Annotated in this window: 15 protein-coding genes; 8 read left to right on the top strand and 7 right to left on the bottom strand. The window is 58.7% G+C overall.

The genetic code is table 11. The annotated features are described in order from the left end of the window. Positions 1 to 254: 254 nt before the first annotated feature. From N8I74_RS11360 to N8I74_RS11325, 8 genes are all read left to right on the top strand, one after another. Complete coding sequence (locus tag N8I74_RS11360; protein WP_263123209.1) at positions 255 to 1,559, top strand: MFS transporter; 1,305 nt, start codon at positions 255 to 257, stop codon at positions 1,557 to 1,559. Positions 1,560 to 1,762: 203 nt separating this feature from the next. Further along, positions 1,763 to 3,193: an HlyD family type I secretion periplasmic adaptor subunit gene (locus N8I74_RS11355; protein ID WP_263123208.1), complete on the top strand. Its 1,431-nt coding sequence runs from the start codon at positions 1,763 to 1,765 to the stop codon at positions 3,191 to 3,193. A gap of 87 nt (positions 3,194 to 3,280) precedes the next feature. Further along, complete coding sequence (locus tag N8I74_RS11350; RefSeq protein WP_263123206.1) at positions 3,281 to 4,441, top strand: glycosyltransferase family protein; 1,161 nt, start codon at positions 3,281 to 3,283, stop codon at positions 4,439 to 4,441. Further along, positions 4,438 to 5,643 carry a glycosyltransferase family 4 protein gene (locus tag N8I74_RS11345; protein WP_263123204.1) on the top strand — a complete coding sequence of 402 codons (1,206 nt, stop codon included), beginning with the start codon at positions 4,438 to 4,440 and terminating at the stop codon, positions 5,641 to 5,643. The genes N8I74_RS11350 and N8I74_RS11345 overlap by 4 nt, the downstream gene beginning before the upstream one ends. Positions 5,644 to 5,733: 90 nt before the next feature. Next, the gene (locus tag N8I74_RS11340) at positions 5,734 to 6,351 is read left to right on the top strand and encodes a hypothetical protein (RefSeq protein ID WP_263123203.1); all 618 of its coding nucleotides are present in this window, start codon (positions 5,734 to 5,736) and stop codon (positions 6,349 to 6,351) included. Between the two features lie 25 nt (positions 6,352 to 6,376). Continuing rightward, a complete protein-coding gene (locus N8I74_RS11335) occupies positions 6,377 to 15,190 on the top strand; it encodes a putative Ig domain-containing protein (RefSeq protein ID WP_263123202.1) in 8,814 nt (2,937 codons plus the stop codon). Positions 15,191 to 15,267: 77 nt separating this feature from the next. Further along, complete coding sequence (locus N8I74_RS11330; RefSeq protein ID WP_263123200.1) at positions 15,268 to 17,424, top strand: type I secretion system permease/ATPase; 2,157 nt, start codon at positions 15,268 to 15,270, stop codon at positions 17,422 to 17,424. Between the two features lie 181 nt (positions 17,425 to 17,605). Further along, positions 17,606 to 18,223: a hypothetical protein gene (locus tag N8I74_RS11325; protein WP_263123199.1), complete on the top strand. Its 618-nt coding sequence runs from the start codon at positions 17,606 to 17,608 to the stop codon at positions 18,221 to 18,223. A gap of 200 nt (positions 18,224 to 18,423) precedes the next feature. On the opposite strand, the gene N8I74_RS11320 is transcribed toward N8I74_RS11325, so the two are convergent. Genes N8I74_RS11320 through N8I74_RS11290 form a run of 7 tightly spaced genes read right to left on the bottom strand, consistent with a single transcriptional unit; the run spans position 18,424 to position 25,196 of the window. Continuing rightward, entirely contained in the window at positions 18,424 to 19,875 is a 1,452-nt protein-coding gene (locus N8I74_RS11320; protein WP_263123198.1) for a cobyric acid synthase, read from the bottom strand. A 22-nt stretch (positions 19,876 to 19,897) separates the two neighbouring features. Next, positions 19,898 to 20,671: an ABC transporter ATP-binding protein gene (locus tag N8I74_RS11315; RefSeq protein WP_263123197.1), complete on the bottom strand. Its 774-nt coding sequence runs from the start codon at positions 20,669 to 20,671 to the stop codon at positions 19,898 to 19,900. Continuing rightward, the gene (locus N8I74_RS11310; protein ID WP_263123196.1) at positions 20,668 to 21,672 is read right to left on the bottom strand and encodes a FecCD family ABC transporter permease; all 1,005 of its coding nucleotides are present in this window, start codon (positions 21,670 to 21,672) and stop codon (positions 20,668 to 20,670) included. Before N8I74_RS11310 ends, N8I74_RS11315 begins: the two co-directional genes overlap by 4 nt. Further along, positions 21,669 to 22,535 carry a cobalamin-binding protein gene (locus N8I74_RS11305; protein ID WP_263123195.1) on the bottom strand — a complete coding sequence of 289 codons (867 nt, stop codon included), beginning with the start codon at positions 22,533 to 22,535 and terminating at the stop codon, positions 21,669 to 21,671. Before N8I74_RS11305 ends, N8I74_RS11310 begins: the two co-directional genes overlap by 4 nt. Beyond that, positions 22,532 to 23,821: a cobyrinate a,c-diamide synthase gene (locus tag N8I74_RS11300; protein ID WP_263123193.1), complete on the bottom strand. Its 1,290-nt coding sequence runs from the start codon at positions 23,819 to 23,821 to the stop codon at positions 22,532 to 22,534. Before N8I74_RS11300 ends, N8I74_RS11305 begins: the two co-directional genes overlap by 4 nt. Continuing rightward, entirely contained in the window at positions 23,815 to 24,420 is a 606-nt protein-coding gene (gene cobO, locus N8I74_RS11295) for a cob(I)yrinic acid a,c-diamide adenosyltransferase (RefSeq protein WP_263123191.1), read from the bottom strand. Before cobO ends, N8I74_RS11300 begins: the two co-directional genes overlap by 7 nt. Continuing rightward, on the bottom strand, positions 24,417 to 25,196 hold the full coding sequence (locus N8I74_RS11290; RefSeq protein ID WP_263123190.1) for an ABC transporter substrate-binding protein: 780 nt from the start codon (positions 25,194 to 25,196) through the stop codon (positions 24,417 to 24,419). Before N8I74_RS11290 ends, cobO begins: the two co-directional genes overlap by 4 nt. Positions 25,197 to 25,246: the final 50 nt, after the last annotated feature.

Genomic DNA, 25,246 nt, shown 5'->3' with positions numbered 1-25,246 from the left:
CGCAACGCCAGTGAGTGCAACACCTTGCGCAGGGTGTGGTCCACGGCGCCGATCAGCCGCCCTCAAACCCCCCACCTGCATCGTCCAGGCAACGTGCGACACAGCGCGTTTAGATGCAATGCGCCGGCTGGCCTAGAATCGTCTCACGCCTGTTCCGAAAGCCCCTGCGCCGCCATCCCGGCACCGGGCCCAGCGCGGCCACCATCCCGGTCCGCCCGCCTTTTCATGCCCATCCATCCTTGCCGGGGAACTTCATGACCACCACCGTGGACCCGTTGGACGCACCGCTGCAGCGCCCGCTCGATCGCAACGACTACAAGACGCTGACACTCGCCGCACTGGGCGGTGCGCTTGAATTCTACGATTTCGTGGTGTTCGTGTTCTTCGCCACTGTGCTTGGCACGCTGTTCTTTCCGCCGGAGATGCCGGATTGGCTGCGCCAGCTGCAGACCTTCGGCATCTTTGCCGCCGGCTACCTGGCGCGGCCGCTGGGCGGCATCGTGATCGCACACTTCGGCGACTTGCTGGGGCGCAAGCGCATGTTCACGCTGTCGATCTTCCTGATGGCATTGCCGACGCTGGCGATGGGGCTGCTGCCCACCTACGCCAGTGCCGGCATCGCGGCGCCGCTGCTGCTGCTGTTTTTCCGCATCCTGCAGGGTGCGGCCATCGGCGGCGAAGTACCCGGCGCCTGGGTATTCGTCGCCGAGCATGTGCCGTCGCGGCACACCGGGCTGGCAGTGGGCACGCTCACCGCCGGGCTCACCTTCGGCATCCTGCTCGGCTCGCTGGTCGCCACGGTGATCAACAGCGTCTACACCCCCGCCGAAGTGGCCAGCTTCGCCTGGCGCATCCCGTTCCTGCTCGGCGGCGTGTTCGGCCTGTTCGCGGTCTACCTGCGCCGCTTTCTGGAAGAAACGCCGGTCTTCAAGGAGCTGCACGCCCGCCAACTGCTGGCCCGGGAATTGCCGCTCAAGCACATCATCAAGCACCATCTGCCCGCCGTCGTCCTGTCGATGCTGCTGACCTGGGTACTGTCGGCCGCGATCGTGGTGGTGATCCTGTTTACCCCCAGCTACCTGCAAAAGCAGTTGCAGGTGAGCCTGGCGCTGTCGCAGCAGGCCAATACCCTGGCGATTGCAATGCTGACCATCGGTTGCGTGGTGTTCGGGGTGCTGGCCGACCGGGCGGGCAGCAAGGTGGCGCTGGGCATCGGCTGCCTGGGGTTGCTGCTGACGAGCTACTTCTTCTACGGCAACGCCGCCGGTGCCACCCCGGAACAATTGATCGGCAGCTACATGCTCGCCGGCTTCTTTGTCGGCACCGTCGGTGCCGTGCCTTATGTACTGGTACGCGCCTACCCGGCGGCGATCCGCTTCTCGGGGTTATCGTTCAGCTACAACGTCGCCTACGCCCTCTTCGGTGGTCTGACCCCGGTGATGCTGACGCTATGGCTCAAGAGCGACCCGCTGGCACCAGGGCATTACGTGGCCGCGCTCGCGATGCTGGGCATTGTCTGCGCACTGATGCCGATACCGGGAACGCGTGGGGTGCGGTAGGGGGCGGCGGTTCGATGGAAAATGTCAGCAAAGCGTGGCGAGGGTGAGCTTGGATGGGTATCACGTGTGTACAGATGCTCACCATTTGGCAAAAACGCGACAAATCCGTAAGAATGTAAATTTATTCTTACAATCATTACATTTTTATTTATGCGTGCGGTATGCTGGCGCCTTGAGTCGTGCCCTACCCGATACGCATAACAATGACCCGCCTTGCCATACAAGACCTCGTCAAACGCCACTGGGCGGTCTGCCGTGCCGCGTGGCAGATCCGCCACCATGCCGACCCGCCAGACCGCCTCGCCACCGAACGCGCCTTCTTGCCCGCCGCACTGGAACTGCAGGAATCCCCACCCCACCCCGCCGCCCGCCTCACCCTCTGGCTGTTGCTTGCCTTCGTCACCCTCGCCGTACTGTGGGCCTGCCTGGGCAAGATCGACATCGTCGCTGTCGCACCAGGAAAGCTCGTGGTCTCCAACCAGAGCAAGGTGGTACAACCGCTGGAGCCGGGTGTCATCACCGCCATCCATGTGCGCGATGGCCAGCACGTCCGGGCCGGGCAACTGCTGATCGAGCTGGACGCCACCCTCGCCCGTGCCGACGCCAGCAAACACCACAGCGCCTGGCTGGATGCGCGGCTGGACCAGCGCAAGGCCCAGGCCCTGCTGGCCGCGCTGGCAGCCGGCGCCCCGCCCATCCTGGCCGATGATCCCCAACTGCACCGCCACCCGGACTACGCCGTCCGGCGCACCGCCAAGCAGGCGGAAATGCACAGCAGCTGGCAGGAACTGCAAGCCAGGCTCGCCACCCTGGATGCCGCCACCACCCAGAAACAGGCCGAATACGCCGCCACCCAGGCCCAGGTGCGCAAGCTGGAGCAGACGCTGCCGCTGATGCAGCAGCGCGAGGCCGATTTCAAAGACCTGGCGGCGAAGAACTTCATCTCCAAGCACGGCTACCTGGACAAGGAACAGGCCCGCATCGAAACCGAGCAGGACCTGGCCAGCCAGCGCAACACGCTGAAGCAGTTGGACGCCGCCATCCTGGCCAACCGCCAGCAGCGCGAAGCCACCCGGGCCGAATTCCGCCGGGCCCAGCACGATGCGCTGGCGCGGGTGAGCGAACAGGCGCATGCCTACGGGCAGGACGTGATCAAAGCCGAACGGCTGCAACGGCAGACGCGGCTGACCGCGCCGGTGGATGGTGTGGTGCAGCAGCTGGCGGTGCATACCGTGGGTGGGGTGGTGACCGAAGCACAGCCGCTGCTGGTGGTGGTGCCGCACACCGACCAGGTGGAAGCCGAGGTGGTGCTGGAAAACAAGGACATCGGCTTCGTCAACGCCGGGCAGCTCGCCGCGGTGAAGGTGGAGACCTTCAACTACACCCGCTACGGGCTGCTCGACGGCCAGGTGGCCACTGTCACCCGCGATGCGATCCCGGACGAGAAGCTGGGGCTGATCTACCAGGCACGGGTGAAGCTGGCGCGGCGCACGATGAACATCGACGGCAAGACCCTGCCATTGGCGCCGGGCATGGCGGTGACGGCGGAGATCAAGACCGGGCAGCGGCGGGTGATCGAGTATTTCCTGAGCCCGTTGATCCAGCATGCGACTGAGAGTGTGCGGGAGCGATAAAACGGCATTTTAATGCTGCGCCGAATCATTCAAGCTTAAATCGCCAAAAATATAGATTGGTACTGAAATATAAAATCAAGGGTTGTAATGGGTACAATTGCAATCACATGGGAGTTAGGCGGCGGGTATGGACATTTGTCCAGAGATTATCCCATTGCTGTCCAGCTTCAAGAAGCTGGGCATAAAGTATTTTTCATTGTCCGGGATGTTGCAATAGCACGAACTGTACTTGGAAATCGTTTTACATTCCTGCCTGCACCAATAGCTCCCAACCACGGAACAAACATACTTCCCGTGGATTATCACGAGATTCTGCTACAAAATGGATACTCATCTACTACTCTACTTGCAGGGCTGCTTCGAGCTTGGTGTAATTTATTGTCCACATTGCATGTCAATTTCGTCATAGCAGACTATGCCCCTACCGCCATGCTGGCTGCGTACACCCTGGGTATTAAATCCTGCGCAATAGGGAGCGGGTTCGAGGTTCCACTGGACACCCAACCATTCCCCTTGTTTCGCCCGTGGGAAAAAAACGCGCGCTGGCGTTCTCAAAAAGCAGAAGGAATAATAAATAATAATATAAACGCCGCAATCGATGAAACGGCTTTACAGAAACCACCCCGGCTTGTCTCGCTCTACTCGCCGGAAAACTCAGTATTGTTGACCCTGCCACAACTGGACCATTGTGGAAACCGGAGGGGTTGGATTTATCGAAAGCCAGACTACTGTTTTCCTTCCTATTTTCCCATGCAATGGCCAGATATAGAAGGCCCTAAGGCTCTGGTTTATCTGCAGCGCTATATGCCAGGCTTTAAAGAAGCGATACAAGCATTGGCACGGTTGAGATGGCCGACAATTTGCTGCGTCCCCGGGCTTGGAGCACAGGAATTGGCCGACCTTGAAAAGCCGTATATTTTTATAAGCACCGAGCCGATCAATATTGAGGTTTTGTTGCGGGATGCCGATATCTTGCTTAGCTATGGGGGATTAGGTGTGACAACCATGGCCGCCAGGACAGAAGTGCATCACCTTATATTCCCTCATACCGTGGAACAATATATTGTTGCTTGCAAAGCCAAGCAAGCGGGGTGGGTAGACATCGTTTTTGAGCGGGACCGTTCGTTGGAAACTATAGTGGGAGCACTGCAACGAATTTCGACCCAGCACAGATCACCCCCTGACATTCCAGTAGTACCTCAATTGCAATTGACGGATATCCCGGGCTTGCCAGAGATTAAGCAATGAAAAAAAAAGACATACTGTTCATTCATCAGAATTTTCCCGGACAGTTCAGACACGTGGCAGCGTATCTGGTCAAGCAATCTGAATATCAGGTCAAAGCACTTGGTCAAGAACAAGCACCCGGCCTGCCCGATATCGAACTGGCCAGATACCGGGTAAAGCGGGGACCGATGCCGGGCACCCATCACTACATCCGACCAATGGAGCAAGCAGTACTCACTGGCCAAGCCGTAGCGGAAATCCTCATTCAGTTGAAACGACAAGGCTTCAACCCAACCGTGGTAATAGCTCATCCAGGCTGGGGGGAAAGCCTGTTTGTTAAAGAAGTTTTCCCCACCTGCAAGCTGGTTCATTACTGTGAATGGTACTACCGAGCCGACGGCGCGGACGTCGGTTTCGACCCCGATCATCGGGTCACGCTCGATGATCGAGCCCGGATCCGTGCAAAGAATGCACATCAACTCCTCGCACTCGACCTATGCGACATCGGTATTGCACCCACCCAGTGGCAGAAATCGCAATTCCCTGAGGCCTACCACCACAAGATCCAGGTTATTCATGAAGGCATCGACACCGATTTGGCCAAGCCAGATCTAAATGCATGCTTTACATTGTCAAATGGGCAAGTGTTAACGCGCAACAATTCTGTAATCACTTACGTGGCACGCAATCTGGAGCCATATCGCGGGTTTCCCCAATTTATGCATGCATTGGAGCTGGCGCAAAAGCAACACGCTACGATCGAGGCACTAATTATTGGCGGTGATGGCGTCAGCTATGGTCGCAAACCATCAGATGCCGCAAACTGGCGAGAGCACATGTCGCGAAAAGTAAAACTGGACCCTGCTCGAACCCATTTCCTGGGAAAGTTGCCTTATCATCAATATTTGAAAGCGCTGCAGATTTCGCGTGCCCATGTCTATTTAACCTACCCCTTTGTTCTAAGTTGGTCCTTACTTGAAGCAATAGCATGCGGCGCACCAATTATTGCATCAGATACAGCACCGGTACGGGAATTTATAAATGATGGCGAAAATGGAACTCTGGTTGGCTTTTTTAAAACCGATGACATTGCGACGGCCATGACACGGCAAGCAAGTGCAAGCAACTCACCCTACTCCAAGCCGGTGCCGGCAGCAAAATCAAATACAATTCAATGGATTATGGCACTGGGCATTAACGTCAACGCTGTCACATTGAAATAATGCCTCAAGAAATAAAGGGGTGCCATGCCAGAACGGCCGATGAATACTGTCAAGGCCTTCACTAACTTATAAACCGCAGGGTATTAATACATGAGAAAGCTTGCAGCGCTACTACTAGTCGCACTTGTTGTTTTTCTTTTTATTTCCCGCCCTTTGATTCCAGACAAAGAGCTTATCGATTATTTTGAAAACAACAAAGCCGAACTGTACAGATTAGCCAGATCATATCAGGATTATCTCCCCCCCCCCGGAAAACCCCATGCGATGTGGGGCGACATTCATCGTGCAGAGCTTGATGCATTGGGCATAAAACTAATGACGAGTACAATATTGGTTCAATACCCCCAAGATCCAAAGGGGCAAGCAGATTATCAAGCACTAATACCTAATTATGGACAAGTATATAGATATGGAGCGATTAGTATTCGAAAAAAGGGGAAAGTTGAAGGCATACGCTGTAAATTTTCCAGAGGATGTCATGAATACGCGGGATTAATTGGCGGTGTAATGTGGAAAAGATTGATCTATTTTAGATTTCCACCGCAAATCCGGGGCAAGGAAATGCGGATCGCGATGACACCCGGAAAGTTGGCCATTCGTCAGATTACGCCACTTTCATATGATAGCATTGGCAACTGGCAACAACGCCATTCCTGCCTATATAAGAGACTCGATCCTCATTGGTTTATCAGAAAGTGCCGCGCTTAATTAATTCATTTTCTTGGAGATGAGCATGCAAGCCTTCTATTTGAGTAGTGCAGTCGACAATATGTATTCCAATGAAGCATTAGCCTGGGTAGACAGCCTTTCTAAAGCCATTAATGAGACGGCTTCTAAAGTTGGAATTTCCGCCGCGGCAATTGCAGGGGCAATGTGCGAGGAATGCGACGCCTATTATAATAGGAATGAATTTATATTTGACGACATAGTGAGTTTATTTAGCCACGAGGCAATCCGATCAGATTACGAAAGCTTCAAGAATGGCAACGATGATTATACCTATTTGGATAAAATGCACAGGCCAGCGGTCAATGATGTTGGGCGTGGCAATTTCAAGGTAGCCACCGCTATCGATCTAGTAATAGAGTATTCCAACAAATACCCGCAATTTGGTCTTAGTGTGTACTTAAATGATTACGCTCTACTCGTTGAGAATTTGATTGACCCCGAGCACCCACTGACAGCCCAACTGTATGCAATTTATCTAAAGGAGAAGGCTTTATCTTTCTTTAAAACAAATAATGCATATGGTGACAACTGGGATGCATTGCCTTTGGTGTACCAAGATGCCCTGCTGATTACATACAGCAATCGCGGCGAAAAAAGTATGCAGCAGGCAAAGATAGATTTATATGATGAAAAAGGATTTGCGTACGAGCCATCGCCCGGACTAACTACTTCGGGTGGGCTCAATCATCTTGCCAACGCACAAGCCATCTCCAACCTAGTCGGCCTTAGCAATTATACTGATACCTTGTATGAAATTGACTCCTTTAAAGATTTGGCGCTACAGGGTGATGCTGCCGGCTTGGCTGCTCGATTCGCGTTAAGCAGACTTAGATCGGTAGCAATCGAAGGGTTGGATGGCACACAGGATGAAACAAGCTTCTCTTTATATAATGAAGCTTCAGGAGAGGGGAATATTTCTCGGCAATGGATTACAGATCGCCATGCGATGTTGATTTGGAAAAATCAATTTGACAAAAGCGACGTTTCATATACAAACCAGCTCAATGCATCCAACACAGTAATACCGACGTCAGTATTAGGGGACTATCTATATCAGGATTACAAATTAGGATTGAATCTGCAAATTAATTTCGCCGACAGAAGGGAGTTGGGCAATCATAATATCATTTTTGGCGATGCACAAAATGATACATTGAATGGAAATGGATTGTCAGATCGACTATATGGCAACCTAGGTGAAGACACATTAACTGGGGCCGATGGAGCCGACTATCTTGAAGGGGGAGAAGGCCATGATGCTTTATACGGGGGTTCCGGCAATGATATTTTGCTAGGCATGTCGGAAAACGATGTATTGCATGGTGATGACGGGAATGATTCACTGCAAGGCGGCGTGGGCAACGATGCGCTATCCGGCGGAAATGGAGATGATACTTTAGTTGGGGGAAAGGATGACGATGTTCTGGATGGAGGCCAGGGGACCAACTTGTTAATAGGTGGGCAAGGGTATGATGCTTACTATGCTGCCGTTGGGTCTGGGCTGAATATCATTCGTGATGAAGATGGTCTTGGTGAGATCAGGATCAATGGAGTACGACTCGGTTCCATAACGCCAGTCAATCAAGGAGGATGGTCTGCTACTCATCCGGATGGCGAAGTACGCATTCAGCTAAGCAGCGAAGGGAAGCTGGTCATTGCATATTCGGGCGGGAAATTTGTCATCGACAATTTCAAGAACGGCGATCTCGGTATTAATCTGGAGAGTTACTCTCAGCCGAATGGGACTTTTGATCGGTTCATTGAGGGAGATCGGAAACCGATAGATCAAGATCTCACAGAACCAGGGATTCAAGTTACGACCGATGAATTAGGAAACGTGATCGTCAATGCTGATCAAGCAGAATCAGGGCGCACAGATCTGCTGTACGGCAGCATCGGCAAGGACCACATCCGCGGCTGGCATGGGAACGATACGATCATTGCCTACCAAGGCGGAAGTCCGGGCGATATCCTTGTCGGAGGCGGTGGTCTTGATGTCATCAATGCAGGTGAAGGCAATGATTTGATATTTGCAGATGAAGAAACAGATGGTATCGCAGCCCTCTTGCATTCGACAGGCACTCAGAAAGGTGAGGCCGGTGATTTGCTATTTGCAGCCGAAGGCAACGATACGCTGGTAGGGAGCAATAAAGATGACGTGATGTTCGGAGGGGACGGCAGCGATCTTATCGTGGGAGGCGATGGCGACGACAATATGATTGATGACGATCATGTTGAAGCTGTAAACGGCAGTAACTATACGCTTTCCTCTCGCCTGAACCCTAAACCAGTTACTCGTGGAAATCAAGGATTCCAAGGGTTTGGCTTTAACGTAGACTATCTTATGTTAAGGTCCTCCGCACAGGCCGATGGGAATGACTCTCTGTATGGCGGAGGCGGAAATGATTGGATGATTTCTCATGAAGGAAATGATTTTCTGGACGGCGGCATAGGGAATGACGCTTTGAGCGGTGGGCGAGGAAATGACGACCTGATCGGCTCCAATGGAGATGATCTTCTACTTGGTGGAATTTCCTACGATCCGCAACGGCCAAGTGATGAAGACGCCGACTTTCTGGATGGCGGGGAAGGAAATGATTCCTTATTGGGCGGATATGGAAAAGACACATTGTTGGGCGGCATTGGCAATGATGTGATGCTGGGTGACCGCGATGACGATCCCGAAGCTGTCAATGGTGACGATTTTCTGAATGGCGGGGAAGGTAATGACGAGCTATACGGTGGTAGCGGTGATGATACGTTGATCGGTGGTGAAGGTAACGACACTGTTTCTGGCGATGGTGCGTTTGCCGGTATCGGACCCTCTGGAAATGACATTATTCAAGGTAATGGTGGCAACGATATTCTGGTTGGTGGTGTAGGTAACGACACAATTGATGGTGGAGATGGGGATGATCAGCTTTGTGGCGATATCAACATTCTGCCTGCCGAGCTGCAAGGCGCTGATGTATTGGATGGCGGCGCGGGCAACGATACCCTTGTCGGACTAGGAGCAGGCGATACGCTATCCGGTGGAGAAGGGAATGATTACCTGCATGGCGACAGTGATTTGCTGAGCGGCGAAATGCATGGTAACGATCATATGGATGGTGGAAGTGGTGATGACTACTTAGTTGGCGCCGGCGGCAGTGATGCTTTGTATGGTGGTGATGGCAACGATGTATTGAACGGCGACGCTGATCCACTTGGCGATGATTATCATGGAGCGGATCACCTAGATGGTGGAACAGGCGACGACCAATTGGACGGCGGGGGCAAGAACGACACTCTTCTGGGAGGGAGCGGCAATGATTTCCTGCTCGGTGGTTACGGTGAAGACAGTTTGTCCGGTGGCGAAGATAGCGACCAACTCCAAGGCGGTTTAGGCAATGACGTACTCGACGGTGGCCGCGGCAATGACGACTTGTATGGTAATGAGGACCTCGATCTGTTGCGTGGCGGAGATGGTAACGACTATCTGAGCGGCGGCGACGGAGCAGATCGAGTGGAGGGCGATGAAGGTAACGACGGCATTTATGGTGATCGCGGCAATGACACGCTGCTTGGCGGCGCGGGCGATGACGGCCTGTTCGGCGGCGAAGGGAACGATAGGCTTGAAGGCAATGCCGGGCTGAACGAATTACACGGCGAAGAAGGAGATGATATCTTATTGGGTGGCATTGGGCTGAATCAGCTTTATGGCGGTAATGGAAACGACGAATACCAAGTACAACTCTCCCAAGGCAGTAACCTGATACACGACGCGACCGGTATGAACTTGATCAAGATAATGGATCCGGTTGCGCTTGATCAGATTCGCCTGGACATTGGTTCCGATGCCGAGGGGCGTAGCTATTTGGTTCTCTATCTAGGCGACTTAAATACTGGCAATTATCTGGCGATTGAAAATGGATTGACCGTGGAAAACTTCCAGATTCAGTTTTCCGGCCTACCATCCATCACGATATCGGAACTGCTCAAGCAATTGAATGCTGCCGAATATGCTCGGCATACTGCGCCCCTGAACCTTGTTGGAACAGGGGGCGATGATACTTTAATTGGTGAATTCGGCAATGACACCCTTTCGGGCCTTGAAGGGAACGATTTATTGCTTGGGAGCGATGGTCATGACTTGCTTCAAGGTGGTAATGGACATGATCAATTGAGTGGTGAATCAGGTAACGACACCTTGATTGGTGGAGCTGGTGATGACAGTTTGTACGGTGGAGAAGGAGACGACGTTTTCATTGTTGAATCTGGCGGCAATGACATCATTCTTGACTCTTCCGGCGCAAATTCGATTGTCTTTGCAAACGGCGTGAACCGGGACCATATCTCAGTTTCCAAAGGGATCGATCACTTCGGTCAACAGGCATTGGTACTCACCTATTCCACTGGCAGGGTGGTCATCAGTGACGGCTTGTCGGGTGCCATCGAAAGTGTCCAATTTGCAGATGGTTCGGTCCTGTCCTATAAGGCGCTATTGGCCGAATTCGATACGATAAGCTGGAACGGTGGTGCAGGCGATGATTCAATGGCAGGTTCAACCGGCGACGATTTCTTGTTTGGAGCAGGTGGAAACGATACCGTTGCCGCAGGGCTTGGAGCCGACCAAGTTTGGGGAGCAGAAGGAAACGACCAGCTTAGTGGCGGGGATGGCCAAGACATACTTAGCGGTGGTTCGGGTTCGGACCTACTGGTGGGGGGTGAGGGCAAAGACACGCTGAATGGGGATGATGGCCAGGATACGCTGCAAGGTGGGTTGGGCCGTGACTCCCTGTCAGGCGGTGCTGCCAACGATGAGCTCGATGGCGGTGACGCTGACGATCTGCTGGAAGGTGGGGTTGGCAGCGATACGCTGGCAGGTGGTATCGGGCACGATGCGCTCTTAGGTGATGAAGGCGATGATATTCTGGCCGGAGAGGCAGGGGACGATTTGCTGGACGGAGGTGCAGGAAATGATCTGCTGCAAGGTGGGCAAGGTAGCGATAGCTATGTGTTGGGGCTGACTTCTAACGGCGCTGCTGGTTGGGGCAATGATGTAATTCGCGATCAGCCTGGAGATTACAATTATATCGTTCTGGCTCGTGAATTCTGGAATCAGCATTTCTCATCATCACGTCAGGGCAACGATATTATCATTTACCGAACAGGGTCCGAGGACACAATACGTGTTGAAGATTACTATCTCAGCCCAGAGTCATGGCTGGTCAAGCGTGAAGGCGATACCGGCGATCAACAAGTGCAGTTACTGAGCGAATGGTTGCAACCTGCATCCCCCCCTGCAGCACCAGTCCTTGACGATTGGAAATCGGCATTTAAGAAAAGAGTTGAGGCCAGCTATTTTACCAAAACCAAAGGAACTCAGACCAATGTCTCTTCTTCGGATTCGGGGTCATCAACTATAACGACCCATTTTAATCTGCAGTTCCAGGCAACCACTTATGCCGAAGAACAAATGTTCTGGGTCAATTCATATAGCAAAGATGAGCTAGTAAGCTCCAACTCGCAGACTCGCACAGTTACAACAAGAAACAACCTAAGCTTTGGAATTTCAGAGCCGAGCGCAGGCTATGTTCGAGTGGTGATGCCGATAACTTACCCTCGAGGCAACTACGAGCCAACCCAGGAAATTATGTGGGTCTCGGCCAAAGTGGCGCACCTTATAGGCACGGCTGACTTGATTGGCTGGCCCACACCTATGCCTGGTTATGTATCCAGCAAAGGATATGGTACATTCTCCACCACTACCATTACCAACACAGTCAATGTTTGGTCACAAACTCGGATATTTCAAGATGCGACGGGAAATGATTTGAACAATCAAATTTCCGTTGGTGCGGGAAACCTCGTTGATGGCGGCGCTGGAGATGACGTTATTTCTGTATCATCTTATTGGCAGGATATTTCCCTGAACGATGTTGGTGCTTTTATGTTTGGCAACGCCGGAAATGACACGATTACCGGTGGCGATGGCGGTGATGTCTTAGTCGGGGGAGATGGTCTTAATATTCTGCAAGGTGGCGCAGGCGCAGACCAATACATCATCACCGATGGTATAGGTCACGATATTGTTTATGATGCCTCCAACTCAAGCGAAGTGAACGATCAGGATGTGTTGGTATTGCCAAGCGCAGGCGGATTGACCACACGCTGGACGACGATTGTGGCACCTGCAAATGAGGAATTGGTCAATGGTGGGCGAATCAGCTTTGAAAACCTTGTTCGTGGCTTCTTACCTTATGGGTATTTGTATGCCATGGCACCGCACAAGGCCCTGGAAATCTCCTGGGGCACAGAAAAGAGCGTAACCGTGGTGTTGCCTCAAAACAACCCCAACAATGGCATTGAATATGTCCAGTTTGGAAGCGGCAATAGAGTCCCGATTACACAGCTTCAGAATCAAGCTACTGGTGAAGAGCCTGAAATCGATTGGGAAAAGGACAACACCGTTGTCACCCCTGCGCCCGATTTTGGGCAGGAACAAGGCGTTGTATTGACAGGGTTTCAGGGCAATGATTTGCTAATGGGCAATGGGGCGATCGACGGAGGAATAGGGAACGATACGATCCATGGCGGGATAGGCGACGATATTTTGTTCGGCAGCAAAGGAGCGGATCATTTCATCGGCGGTGCCGGCAATGACATTATAGCCCCTCAAATGGACGACTATTTTGACGCCGGTAATATTTATGAAGGCGGAGCAGGAAACGATACGCTACTCGGCACCCGCAACTCAGACACTTACATTTACAACCAAGGGGATGGGGTCGACATTATTGGGGATTTTTATCATCAAACCAATGATTACAGCGCCTATCACGACACATCCATGTATTCAGGGGTTCTATATAAAGAATGGGCTGGTGTCCCCTTAAAATTCATGGAGGCCATGTCCAATACCTATAGTCTGGATTATAAAAAGCTGCTCGACACTCCGGACTATATAGGAACTGATACCTTGCAATTTGGTGAAGGCATTTCCATTCAGGACATTGATTTTCAGGTCAAAGGAGACAGTCTCTATATCGGCATTGACGACGGCCATGCAGGTGGGATCCTGCTCGCTGGGTGGTATCGTTATGCGGCCAAGCCCATTACGAAATTCACATTCGTTGATGGAACGAATTTGGAGGAGGCCACCATTCCCTCCTTGGCTGGAGGAACCGCCCAGCACGACTATATAGTAGGGGATGCTACATCCCAGACGCTGACTGGGTACGAAGGCAACGATACCTTGGAAGGCGGCGATGGCAACGATACCTTGCTTGGTGGGCTTGGTAATGACGTGTTTGTGTTTGCTACGGGAGATGGACGAGATGTGATAGCCGATATCGGAGACGGTGTATATTCGATTGACACTTTGAAGCTTAACGGAATATCACCTGCCAATATGGAAGCAGCCGTTTATGGCAACGACATCGTCTTGAAAACTGGGAGCCATGGTGATTCGATCGTGCTACAAGGTGCAGCAGGGAATGACAACCCAGTGGATCTGATCGATTTCGGCAATGATGTAATATGGGATGTTCAGCAACTCTGGGGAAAAGCGGTCTATCGCTCCAAACCATATCTGAATGGCGAAATTGCGGTTCAAATTCTTCAGGAAGACCAAGGTTATGCTTTTCAGTTACCTGCGGACTTGTTCACCGACCCCAGCCAACAGCCTGAGACTTTGACATATACTGCATCGCTCGCCAATGGTCAGCTTTTACCTTCATGGCTCTCATTTAATAGCGAGACCCTAACCTTTTCCGGACTGCCTGAGAATTCCCACGTAGGGACAGAATTAGTAAAGGTGATGGCACAGGATTCCTTTGGTCAGTCAGCCGAGCTGGTTTTTCAAATAATTGTGGAAAATCAAAATGACGCACCGATTTCTTTACAGGCAGGATTGGATTTCGAATGCGCATCGGGAATGCAATTTGCCTTTGCCCTGCCACCAGGTTTGTTTAGCGACGCTGATTACAGTGATCAGCTGACATTGTCGACATCAACTGAGGATGGAGTACAACTTCCCGCTTGGTTAAATTTTGATTCTGCCTTGGGGGTATTTACTGGCCAACCTTCGCCAATGGATGTTGGTATTCATCGCCTCAACGTATCCGCCACCGATCGTAGCGGGGCATCCGTCAGTGTCATCTTGGCAATCACGGTGGCCCCGGCTGTCGAGAGCGGCCCTATGTATGAATCCGTCACAATTGGCACGACTGAGGCGGATTACATGCACGGCTCGACGGAACGAGATCACTTGGCCGGTGGAGAAGGCCCTGATCAATTGTACGGAGGAGGCAATGACGATTTTCTTGACGGTGGGGCAGGTACAGATTACCTGCAAGGAAATGATGGAAATGACCAATTGCAAGCCGGCCAATCCGATGATCAGCTTTATGGAGGTGAGGGTAGCGACACGATAATCGGTGGAACCGGAGCCGACTGGTTGGATGGTGGCAACGGTGATGACGTTTATCGATTTAAACGTGGAGATGGATATGATCAGTTGACGGATGCTTCAGGTAATGATCGCTTGGTGTTTGAATCCGCCACCAGTGATCAGCTTTGGTTCAAACAAGTTGGTGTTGGCGTTGAGATTGGGGTCATTGGCTCCTCCGATGCAGTGTTATTGCGTGCATGGGCGGTAGGTACTGACCGGATCGAGCGCATCGAAGCCGCCGACGGCAAAGCCCTGCTCAACACCCAGGTCGATGCCCTGGTCTCCGCCATGGCCGGCTTCAATCCACCGCCCGCCGGCCAGACCACCCTGCCCGATCCGCTGCGCGAACAGCTGCAACCCGTCCTCGCCGCCAACTGGCGCTAACCCCAGCCCGACCGCGACCCGGCCCCACCAGGCTGGGTCGCCACCCCCTTGGGCCCCTTCTGCCGCAAGTGAACCGCATGCACCCGCAACCCCCATCAGCCGACGACACGCCGCCACCCGGACCACCCCCCGCCTTCGACACCGCCCTCGCCTGTCTGGTGATGCTGGCCCGCTTGCATCAGGTGGCCATCGAACCCGAGCAGCTGCGCCACGAGTACGGCTCGGCCGGCCAGCCCATGGGCGAGACCGAGGTGCTGCTGGCCGCCAGGCGCCATGGCCTCAAGGCCAAGGCAGTCCATACCCGCTTCGAGCGCCTGGACCGCACCCCCCTGCCCGCCATGGCCCAGACCATCGATGGCCGCTTCGTGATCCTGGCCCGGCTGGACAACGACCACGTGCTGTACCAGGACCCGCAGGTCGGCCGACCCCAGCAGTGCAGCAAGGCCGAATGGCTCGCCCGCTGGTCCGGCCGGCTGATCCTGTTCACCTCCCGCGCCAGCCTCGCCGGCGAGCTCGCCCGCTTCGACTTCTCCTGGTTCATCCCCGCGCTCATCAAGTACCGCAAGCTGCTGGGCGAGGTGCTGCTGGTGTCGTTCTTCCTGCAGCTGGTGGCGCTGGCCACGCCGCTGTTCTTCCAGGTGGTGATGGACAAGGTGCTGGTGCACCGCGGCCTGACCACGCTCGATGTGATCGCCATCGGCCTGTTGGTGGTGTCGGTGTTCGAGGTGATCATGACTGGCGTGCGCACCTACGTATCGGCGCATACCTGCAACCGGATCGACGTGGAACTGGGCGCCAAGCTGTTCCGCCATCTGCTGGCGCTGCCGCTGGCCTACTTCCAGGCCCGCCGCGTCGGCGACTCGGTGGCACGGGTGCGCGAGCTGGAGAACATCCGCAACTTCCTCACCGGCCAGGCGCTCACCTCGGTGCTCGACCTGCTGTTCTCGGTGGTGTTCATCGCCGTGATGCTCTACTACAGCGGCTGGCTCACGCTGATCGTGGTGCTGTCGCTGCCCTGCTACGTGCTGCTGTCCGTCGCCATCACCCCCCTGCTGCGCAGCCGGCTGGACGAGAAGTTCGCCCGCGGCGCCGAGAACCAGTCCTTCCTGGTCGAGACGGTGAGCGGCATCGAGACGGTCAAGGCCATGGCGGTGGAGCCGCAGGTCACCCGCCGTTGGGACAACCAGCTCGCCGCCTACGTCGCCGCCGGCTTCAAGGTCACCCACCTGGCCAACCTCGGCAGCCAAGGCGTCAGCCTGATCCAGAAGCTGGTCACCGTCGCCACCATGTGGTTGGGTGCCAGACTGGTCATCGACGGCGATCTCACCGTGGGGCAATTGATCGCCTTCAACATGCTGGCCGGCCGGGTCGCCAGCCCGGTGATGCGCCTGGCCCAGCTGTGGCAGGACTTCCAGCAGGTCGGCATCTCGATGCAACGGCTGGGCGACATCCTCAACACGCGTACCGAGGTCAACCAGAGCCGGGCACAGCTGCCGCCCATCCAGGGCCAGCTGGTGTTCGACCAGGTGCACTTCCGCTATCGCGCCGATGGCCCCGAAGTGCTGCGCGGCATCCAGCTTGCCATCCAGCCCGGCGAGATCATCGGCATCGTCGGCCGCTCCGGTTCGGGCAAGAGCACGCTGACCAAACTCGTGCAACGGCTCTACGTGCCCGAACGCGGCCGGGTGCTGATCGATGGCGTGGACATCGCGCTGGCCGATCCGGCCTGGCTGCGGCGGCAGATCGGCGTGGTGCTGCAGGAGAACCTGCTGTTCAACCGCAGCATCCGCGACAACATCGCCCTGGCCGATCCCGGGCTGCCGATGGAGGCAGTGATCCATGCCGCCAAGCTGGCGGGCGCCCACGAGTTCATCGTCGAGCTGCCCGAAGGCTACGACACCATGGTGGGCGAGCACGGCACCGGCCTCTCCGGCGGGCAGCGCCAGCGCATCGCCATCGCCCGCGCGCTGGTGACCAACCCGCGCGTCCTGATCTTCGACGAGGCCACCAGTGCACTGGACTATGAATCGGAACGCATCATCCAGGACAACATGAAGCTGATCTGCAAGGGCCGCACCGTGCTGATCATCGCCCACCGGCTCACCGCCGTGCGCGATGCGCACCGCATCATCGCGATGGATCGCGGCCAGATCGTCGAGGAGGGGAACCACCGCGAGCTGTTGAACCGGGCGGGCGGCTACTACGCCCACTTGCATGCGATGCAGGCCGGCTAGGCTGGGCAACCGCGGGCCTTGTCACGGCGCAGCCAGGCAACGCCCGCGACCACGCCAGCACCCAACCCAGCGCGTCGGCAAGCCGCTCAACCGGGGCGTCGGGCAGCGCGGCGGGATTGGATGAGGGCAATCCAGGCCATCAAGTCATTTCATTGACCAACGAATCGGTGAGCATGAACAGATGAGAAAATCTGCAATTCTGCTGACGGCTGTTTTTATTTTATTTCTTTTCACTTCCCGCCCTTTGATTCCAGACAAAGAGCTTATCGATTATTTCGAGAACAACAAAGCCGAACTGTACAGACTGGCCAGATCATATCAGGATTATCGCCCCCCTCCCAAACAACCACACGGAACATGGAGCGACCTTCATGGCACGGAGCTTGATGCACTAGGCATAAGACGAATGACTAGTACAATACTGGTTCAGTATCCCACAGATGCAAAAGGGCGAGCAGAATATCATGCATTGATGCTGACTTACGGGCAAATATATAAATACGGGGCAATTAGCATTGATAAAAACGAGAAAACTAAAGGAGTACAGTGCAAATTCTCCCGAGGGTGCCATGAATACGCGGGATTAATTGGCGGCGTAATGTGGAAAAGATTGATTTATTTTAGATTCCCACCTCAAATCCAAGGCAAGGAAATGCGGATCGCGATGGCACGTGGAAAGGTGGCCATTCGGAAAGTGACACGACTTTCATACGACAACATTGGCGACTGGCAGGAACGTCACACCTGCCTATATAAAAGACTCGACCCCCATTGGTTTATCAGAAAGTGCCGCGCCTGATCAATGCATTTTTATTTAGACACGCACACAGACCTTCTTTGAATAGCGCAGCCAACACGCTGCATTCCCATGAGGCATGGGACTGGATAGATGGGAAGCCGCAGTTCCGTTTAGAGGCGCAAAACACAGACAGTGCCAGGGGGCGGCAAGTGGGTGCGACGCTGCTGGAATGGTTTTGTCAGCAGGTCCAGGCCGGTCCATCAGACCGGGGCCAAGCCAGGCAATGCCCGCGGCCAATCCAGCACCCGATCCAGCGCATCGGCGAGTCGGTCGATCTCGGCGTCGAGCAGTGCAGCGGGATCCCTTGGCGTGACGTCAGTGTGACCGGCCCAGGCCAGTAGCGCGGCCAGTGCGGCGGGGTCGTCAAAGAGGCCGTGCAGGTAACAACCCAGGATCTGCCCGCTGGCGTCGCGCACACCGTCGTGGCTGCCGTCTTCCAGGCACAACAACGGCAGCGCAGCGGGGTCGTGCACCTCGGTGTGGCCGTGGTGGATCTCATAACCGCGTACCGGCACCCCATCAGGCAACAGCCGGCCTGTGCGGTTGCGCAGCGTCTTGTCGCGCGCCAGCGTGGTGCTGACCGGCAGATAGCCCAATCCCGGTGAGCTGCCAGCGTCGCCTTCCAATCCCAACGGGTCGGCGATCTGTTGCCCCAGCATCTGGTAGCCGCCGCAGATGCCGATCAGCCTGCCGCCAAAGCGCAGGTGGCGCGCCAGGGCCCGGTCCCAGCCCTGGGCACGCAGCCAGGCCAGGTCGCCCCGGGTGTTCTTGCTGCCCGGCAGGATCATCAGGTCGGCAGGTGGCAGCGGCTCGCCAGGATGGGCATAGACGCAGTCCACCCCCGGCAGCCGGCGCAACGGGTCGAAATCGGTATGGTTGGCGATATGCGGCAGGGTGAGCACCACGATGCGGAAGGTCCCGCCCTGCCCCGGTGTGCGCGGCAAGGCGTCCTCGGCGGCGATGTCCAGGCCGTGCAGGTAGGGCAGCACCGCCAGCACCGGCTTGCCGGTGCGCTGTTCCAGCCAGGTGATACCCGGCTGCAGCAACGACAGGTCGCCGCGGAAGCGGTTGATGATGAACCCGGTGATCCGGGCCGCCTCGCTGGCCGACAGGCAGGCCAGCGTGCCGACGAAGTGGGCGAACACACCACCGCGGTCGATGTCCGCCACCAGCCACACCGGGCAATCAGCCGCTTCGGCAAACCCCATGTTGGCGATATCGCCCTCGCGCAGGTTCACCTCGGCCGGGCTGCCGGCGCCTTCGACCAAGACCCAGTCATAGCGCGCCTGCAGGCGGTGCCACGACTCGAATACCGCGGCGCGCGCGGTGCGCTTGTAGGCGTGGTAGTCCACCGCATCCAGATTGCCGATGCTGCGGCCATGGATGATGACCTGGGCACGGCAGTCGCTGCTGGGCTTGAGCAGCACCGGATTGTGGTCGGTGTGCGCGGCGATGCGGCAGGCAACCGCCTGCACCGCCTGGGCCCGGCCGATCTCACCGCCGTCCTCGGTGACCGCACTGTTGAGCGCCATGTTCTGCGGCTTGAACGGGGCCACCGCCAGCCCGCGCCGTGCCAGCAGCCGGCACAGCGCCGCCACGATCGTGCTCTTGCCGGCATCCGAAGTGCAGCCTTGGATCATCAATGTGGGCATGGCCACGTCCCTTGGTGATGGCTTATCCGACGACGAACCACGGCTCGCACTCCCCACCCAGCGCATGGATCGGATGGTGGTACAGCGCGCTCAGATGTCCGGCGGTGAGCACCGTGGCACGCGGCCCGGCCAGCCAGCGTCCGTCGCCGAACAGCAAAAGCGCATGGGTGGCCCAGCCGCGGCCGTGATTCGGGTCATGGCTGACCAGCAGCACCGCGCGCCCCAGCACGCTCTCCTCGCGCAGCACCGCCAGCGCCTGCTGCTGGTGCCGCAGATCCAGTTGCGAGAGCGGTTCGTCGAGCAGCAGCAGCGCCGCCTGCTGCGCCAGCGCCCCGGCCAGCGCGGCGCGGCGCCGTTCGCCACCGGACAGGCTGGCCAGGTCCCGCGCGGCCAGCGCGGCCAGGTCCAGCCGGGCGAGCTGCGCCTGCGCAAGCGCCACATCGGCGGCACTTTCCCAATCCCAGCGTCCCAGGTGCGGATGCCGGCCGGCGAGCGCCTTTTCCAGCACCGTCAGCGGAAACGGGCACTCGTCCTGCTGGCCCAGCCAGGCCAGCTTGCGGGCACGCTCACCGGCCCGCCATCGGTCAAGGGGCCGCTCGTCCAGCCGGATCGTGCCGGCTGCCGGCGCCTCCCAGCCCGCCAACGCGGCGAGCAACGTGCTCTTGCCGCTGCCGTTCTCGCCCAGCACCAGCCAGCGCTCGCCCGGTGCCACCGCCAGCGTCAGCCCGCTGCACAGGTCCCGTCCACCCCGGCGCAATGTCAGATCCTGCACGGCAAGGCGCGGCGCGGCGCTCATGCCCGCCCCGCCTGCCGCTGCAGCAGCCACAGGAATACCGGCACGCCCGCCAGCGCCGTCACCACCCCGACCGGCAGCTGCTGCGGCGCCAGTGCGGCGCGCGCGATCAGGTCGGCGGCCAGCAGCACGATACCGCCACCCAGTGCCGCCGCCGGCAGCAGCAGGCGCTGATCCTGCCCCAGCATCAGGCGCAGCGCGTGCGGTACGATCAAGCCCACAAAGCCGATCATGCCGCCGGTGGTGACCGCCGCCGCGGTCGCCGCCGCAGCCACGAAATACAGCAGCCACCTCAGCTCGCGTCCGCGGGTGCCCAAGGCATGTGCCACCTGCGCGCCCTGGCCCAGCACATTCAGGCTGCGCGCAAGCGGCCAGACCAGCAGCAGCAGCACACCCAGCGCCGGCAAGGCCAGTTGCCAGCTCGCCCCGGTGAGATCACCCAGCATCCAGAACACCATGCCGCGCAGCAGGCTGTCGTTGGGCGCGAGTGCAAGCAGCAGCGAGGAGAACGCGCCACAGAACGACGCCAGCGCCACGCCGGTCAGCAACAGCCGCGCCTGGCTGGCCGAACGGTCGCGCCATGCCAGCAGGAACAGCAGCACGGTGCTGCACCAGGCGCCGGCAGCGGCCGACAGGCTGACGACGGCGGCCGTGGTGCCGGCCAGCATCGCCGACAACGCGCCGACACTGGCACCACCCGAGGTACCGAGCACATACGGGTCGGCCAGCGGATTGCGCAGCAGGATCTGCAACAGCGTCCCCGCCAGGGCCAGCAGGCCGCCCACCGCCAGCGCAGCCAACGTGCGCGGCAGCCGCAGCGTCAGCACCACGTCACGTGCCAGCATCGCTTCGCTGCCCTCGGCCCAGAGCTGCCACGGCCGATAGCTGGTGCTGCCCAGGCACAGGCTGGCCACTGCCATCGCCAGCAGCAACAAGGCCAGCAGCAGCAGCGTGAAGACCTGGCGGCGACGGGTGAGCCGCGCGGCGGGAGTGGCGGTGCTCATCGGCGGGCCGAATCGATCGCCTGGCACAGCAACGCCGTGCCGTCCACCAGCCGCGGCCCCATCCGGCTCAACAGATCCTGCGGCACAGTGTGGAGGCGGCCATGCCGCACGGCCTGCAGCGCCGGCCAGCGCCGCCAGCGCGCCAGCCAGTCCCCGTTGGCCCCCGGTTCGCCGCTGGTGACGATCACCTCGGGGTCGGCGCGCAGCACCGCCTCGTCGTCCACCGTAGGCACCAGCGCCGGCAGGTCGGCGAAGACATTGACCCCGCCGCACAGGCGCATCGCATCGGAAATGATCTGGTCGCGGTTGATGGTCAGCAGCGGCCGGTCCCATACCTGATAGAACACGCGCACCGGCTTGCGCGCAGCGTAGCGCTGACCAAGCGCGGCAAGCTGCGTCCGAAAGCGGGTGGCCGCCGCGCCGGCCTCGGGGCCGCGCCCGGTGAGCAGGCCCAGACGCTCGAATACCGTGGGCACGTCCCGGAGCCGCTTCGAATCGGCCAGGAACAGCGGAATCCCCAGCGCCTCAAGTTGGGCAAGCTGCTGTGCCGGGTTGCCGCCGGCCCAGCCCACGATCAGGTCGGGCTTGAGCGCCCGGATGCGTTCCAGGTCGAAGCCGTGATACCCCCCGACCCGTGGGATGCGCAGCGCGGCCGGCGGGTGATCACTGTAGTCGACTGCGCCGACGAGGGCCTTGCCGGCGCCGATGGCGAACAGCACCTCGGTCAGATGCGGTGCCAGGCTGACGATGCGCTGTGCCGGGCGCGGCAGCGCCACGCGCCGGCCCCGGTCGTCATGCACGGCGGACCCGGCGTGCGTGAGCAGCGGCAGGCAGGCAAACAGGCAGATCAGCAGGGTCTTCATCGGGCTCCAAACAGCGTGGCCGCGGCGGCGGGGTGGGACATGAACCACAGGTGCAGATAGCTTGCGGTGAGGCTGCCCAGCCGGTACACCGGCTCGCCGGCGCTGCCAAGCCGGCATGGCGTGGCATGCGCAAGTGCAGGCAACGGCGTGGTCAGGGTCGAATAGTGGAAAGTATGGCCACGCAGCACGCCCTCGCCCAGGTCGAGCTGTTGCAGACCCAGCGCCGTCAGCCGGGAATGCAGCGTGGCTGTGCCGGGCAGCAGCCCCCACAGTGGCAGCGTCTCGCCGTCCACGATCAGGCGCTCGGCCAGTGCCAGCATGCCGCCGCATTCGGCAACGATCGGCCGGCCGGCCGCATGGTGGGCGCGCAGCCCGGCGGCCAGCGTGGGGTGCGCGGCCAGCCGTGCGCCATGCAGCTCCGGGTAGCCGCCGGGCAGCCAGACCGCGTCGGCCTCGGGCAACGGCTCGTGCGCCAGCGGCGAGAAGAACGCCAGCTCAGCGCCCAGCGCGGTCAGGCAGGCCAGATTGGCCGGGTAGATGAAGCAGAACGCGGCGTCGCGTGCCACCGCGATACGGCGACCGGCCAAGCGCCGCGGCATTGCCGGCGGCGCATCGGCGGCGAACGCGACCGGCGACGGCAATGCCGCGGCGGGCTGGCCCTCCAGCGCATCGGCGAGCTCATCCAGACGTTGCTCCAACCCCGGCAGCTCATGCGGCAGGCTCAGCCCCAGGTGACGTTCGGGCCAGGCGTCCCCTGCCGCCAGCCAGCCCTGCCAGTCCGCCGGGGGAACCGATTCCTGCAGCATCTGCGCATGCCCCGTGCCGGCCACCTTGTTGGCCAGCACGCCGTGGAACGGCAGGCCGGCGCGGTAGTGGGCAAGGCCATGGGCCAGCGCGCCGAAGGTCTGCGCCATGGCCGACGCATCGATCACCGCGAGTACCGGGATACCCAGCCGCTGCGCCAGCACCGCCGCCGACGGTTCGCCATCGAACAACCCCATCACCGCCTCGATCAGCACCAGATCGTGCGTAGCGGCTGCCTCGCACAGCATGGTGCGGCACTGCGCCTCGCCGACCAGCCACAGGTCGAGGTTGTCGACCGGGCTGCCGCTCGCCCGGGCCAGCAGCAGCGGATCGAGGAAATCCGGGCCGCATTTGAACACCTTGACCCGCCGGCCGGCGCGCCGGTGCAGCCAAGCAAGCGCCGCGGTGACGGTGGTCTTGCCCGAGCCGGATGCCGGCGCAGCAATCATCAGCGCCGGCGCCGTGGCATGCCGCGCTACCATTCGAGGCCCTTCTGGGCGCGGATGCCGGCCTGGTAGGCGTGTTTCTCGTCGGCGATCACCGCAACGGTGTCGGCGATGTCGCGCAACGCCTGCACTGCAGCACGGCCGGTGACCACCACGTGCTGCATCGGCGGGCGCGACTCCAGGTCAGCCAGCACCTGGGCGGTGTCCAGGTAGTCGTAGCTGAGGCAGTAGGTCAGCTCGTCGAGCACCACCAGGTCGTACTGCGCATCGGCCAGCATGCGCTGCGCCACTGCCCAGGCCGATTCGGCACGGCGGGTATCGGCCTCGCGGTTCTGGGTGTCCCAGGTGAAACCGTCGCCCAGCACGTGCCACTCGCAATGCCGCCCCAGGAACGCCTCCTCGCCGGTATCGGTGCGGTTCTTGATGAACTGGACCACGCCCACCCGCATGCCGTGGCCCAGCGCGCGGGCCACCATGCCGAAGGCGGACGAGGATTTGCCCTTGCCGTTGCCGGTGATCACCAGCAGCACGCCGGTATCGAGGGTGGCTTCGGCAATGCGGGCATCGATCACCGCCTTCTTGCGCGCCATGCGCGCGGCGTGGCGCGCGTTGCGCTCGTCGTCGGAAACGGTCATGGGTGGATACTCCGGATCAGGGTTTGCAATTGCGGCAGGCCGTGGGTGATCGCGGCAATGCCGGGGACGAGGATATCGTGGCTGGCGATACTATGGACGCGTGCCTGCCTGACCGCGGGGACGACGTCCCATCCGTGCCGCGCCATGACGCGTGCCGCGTCGAACGGCTGGCCGCACCAGCTGCCCACGATCAGCTGCGGCGCCGCCGCGATCACCGCTGCGGCATCGACCTGCCGCCCGGCAAAGCGCACCGCGTGCGATTGCGCCGCGAACACATCCTCGCCGCCGGCGATCCCGATCAGTTCGGACACCCAGCGGATGCCGGTGGTCAGCGGGCTGTGCCATTCCTCGAAATACACGCGCGGCCGCGGCCCGCCTGCCACAGGTCGCGCCGCATCGAGCCGGGCCTGCAGCGCAGCGATCAATGCGTCGGCACGTCCGGTGCAGTCCAGCAGGCGCCCCAGGGTGGCGATCATGCCGAAGATCCCGGCCAGATCGTGCTGGTTGAACAGATGCACCGGCAGCCCCGCCTCGACACAGGCCTTGACCAGATCGCCCTGCAGTGACGAATAGGCCAGCACCAGCTCGGGCCGCACCGCGAGGATCTTGTCCGGCTTGCCACTTTGAAAACCGCAGATCACCGGATGGCGGCCGGTGACCCCGGCCGGATGCCGGGCAAAGGCACTCACGCCGACGATGCGGTGTTGCTCGCCCAACGCGTACAGCACGTGCACCGTCTCGCTGGACAGGCAGGCGATGCGCCCGGGCGGCTTCACGCTGCGCACTCCCCCGGCGCCGCGGTCACGCCTGGCCACGCGGGCCTGTG

Origin of the sequence: Chitiniphilus purpureus (assembly GCF_025642115.1) — a bacterium.
GTDB classification, from domain to species: Bacteria; Pseudomonadota; Gammaproteobacteria; order Burkholderiales; family Chitinibacteraceae; genus Chitiniphilus; species Chitiniphilus purpureus.
This window is presented reverse-complemented; position numbering and strand designations above follow the sequence as displayed.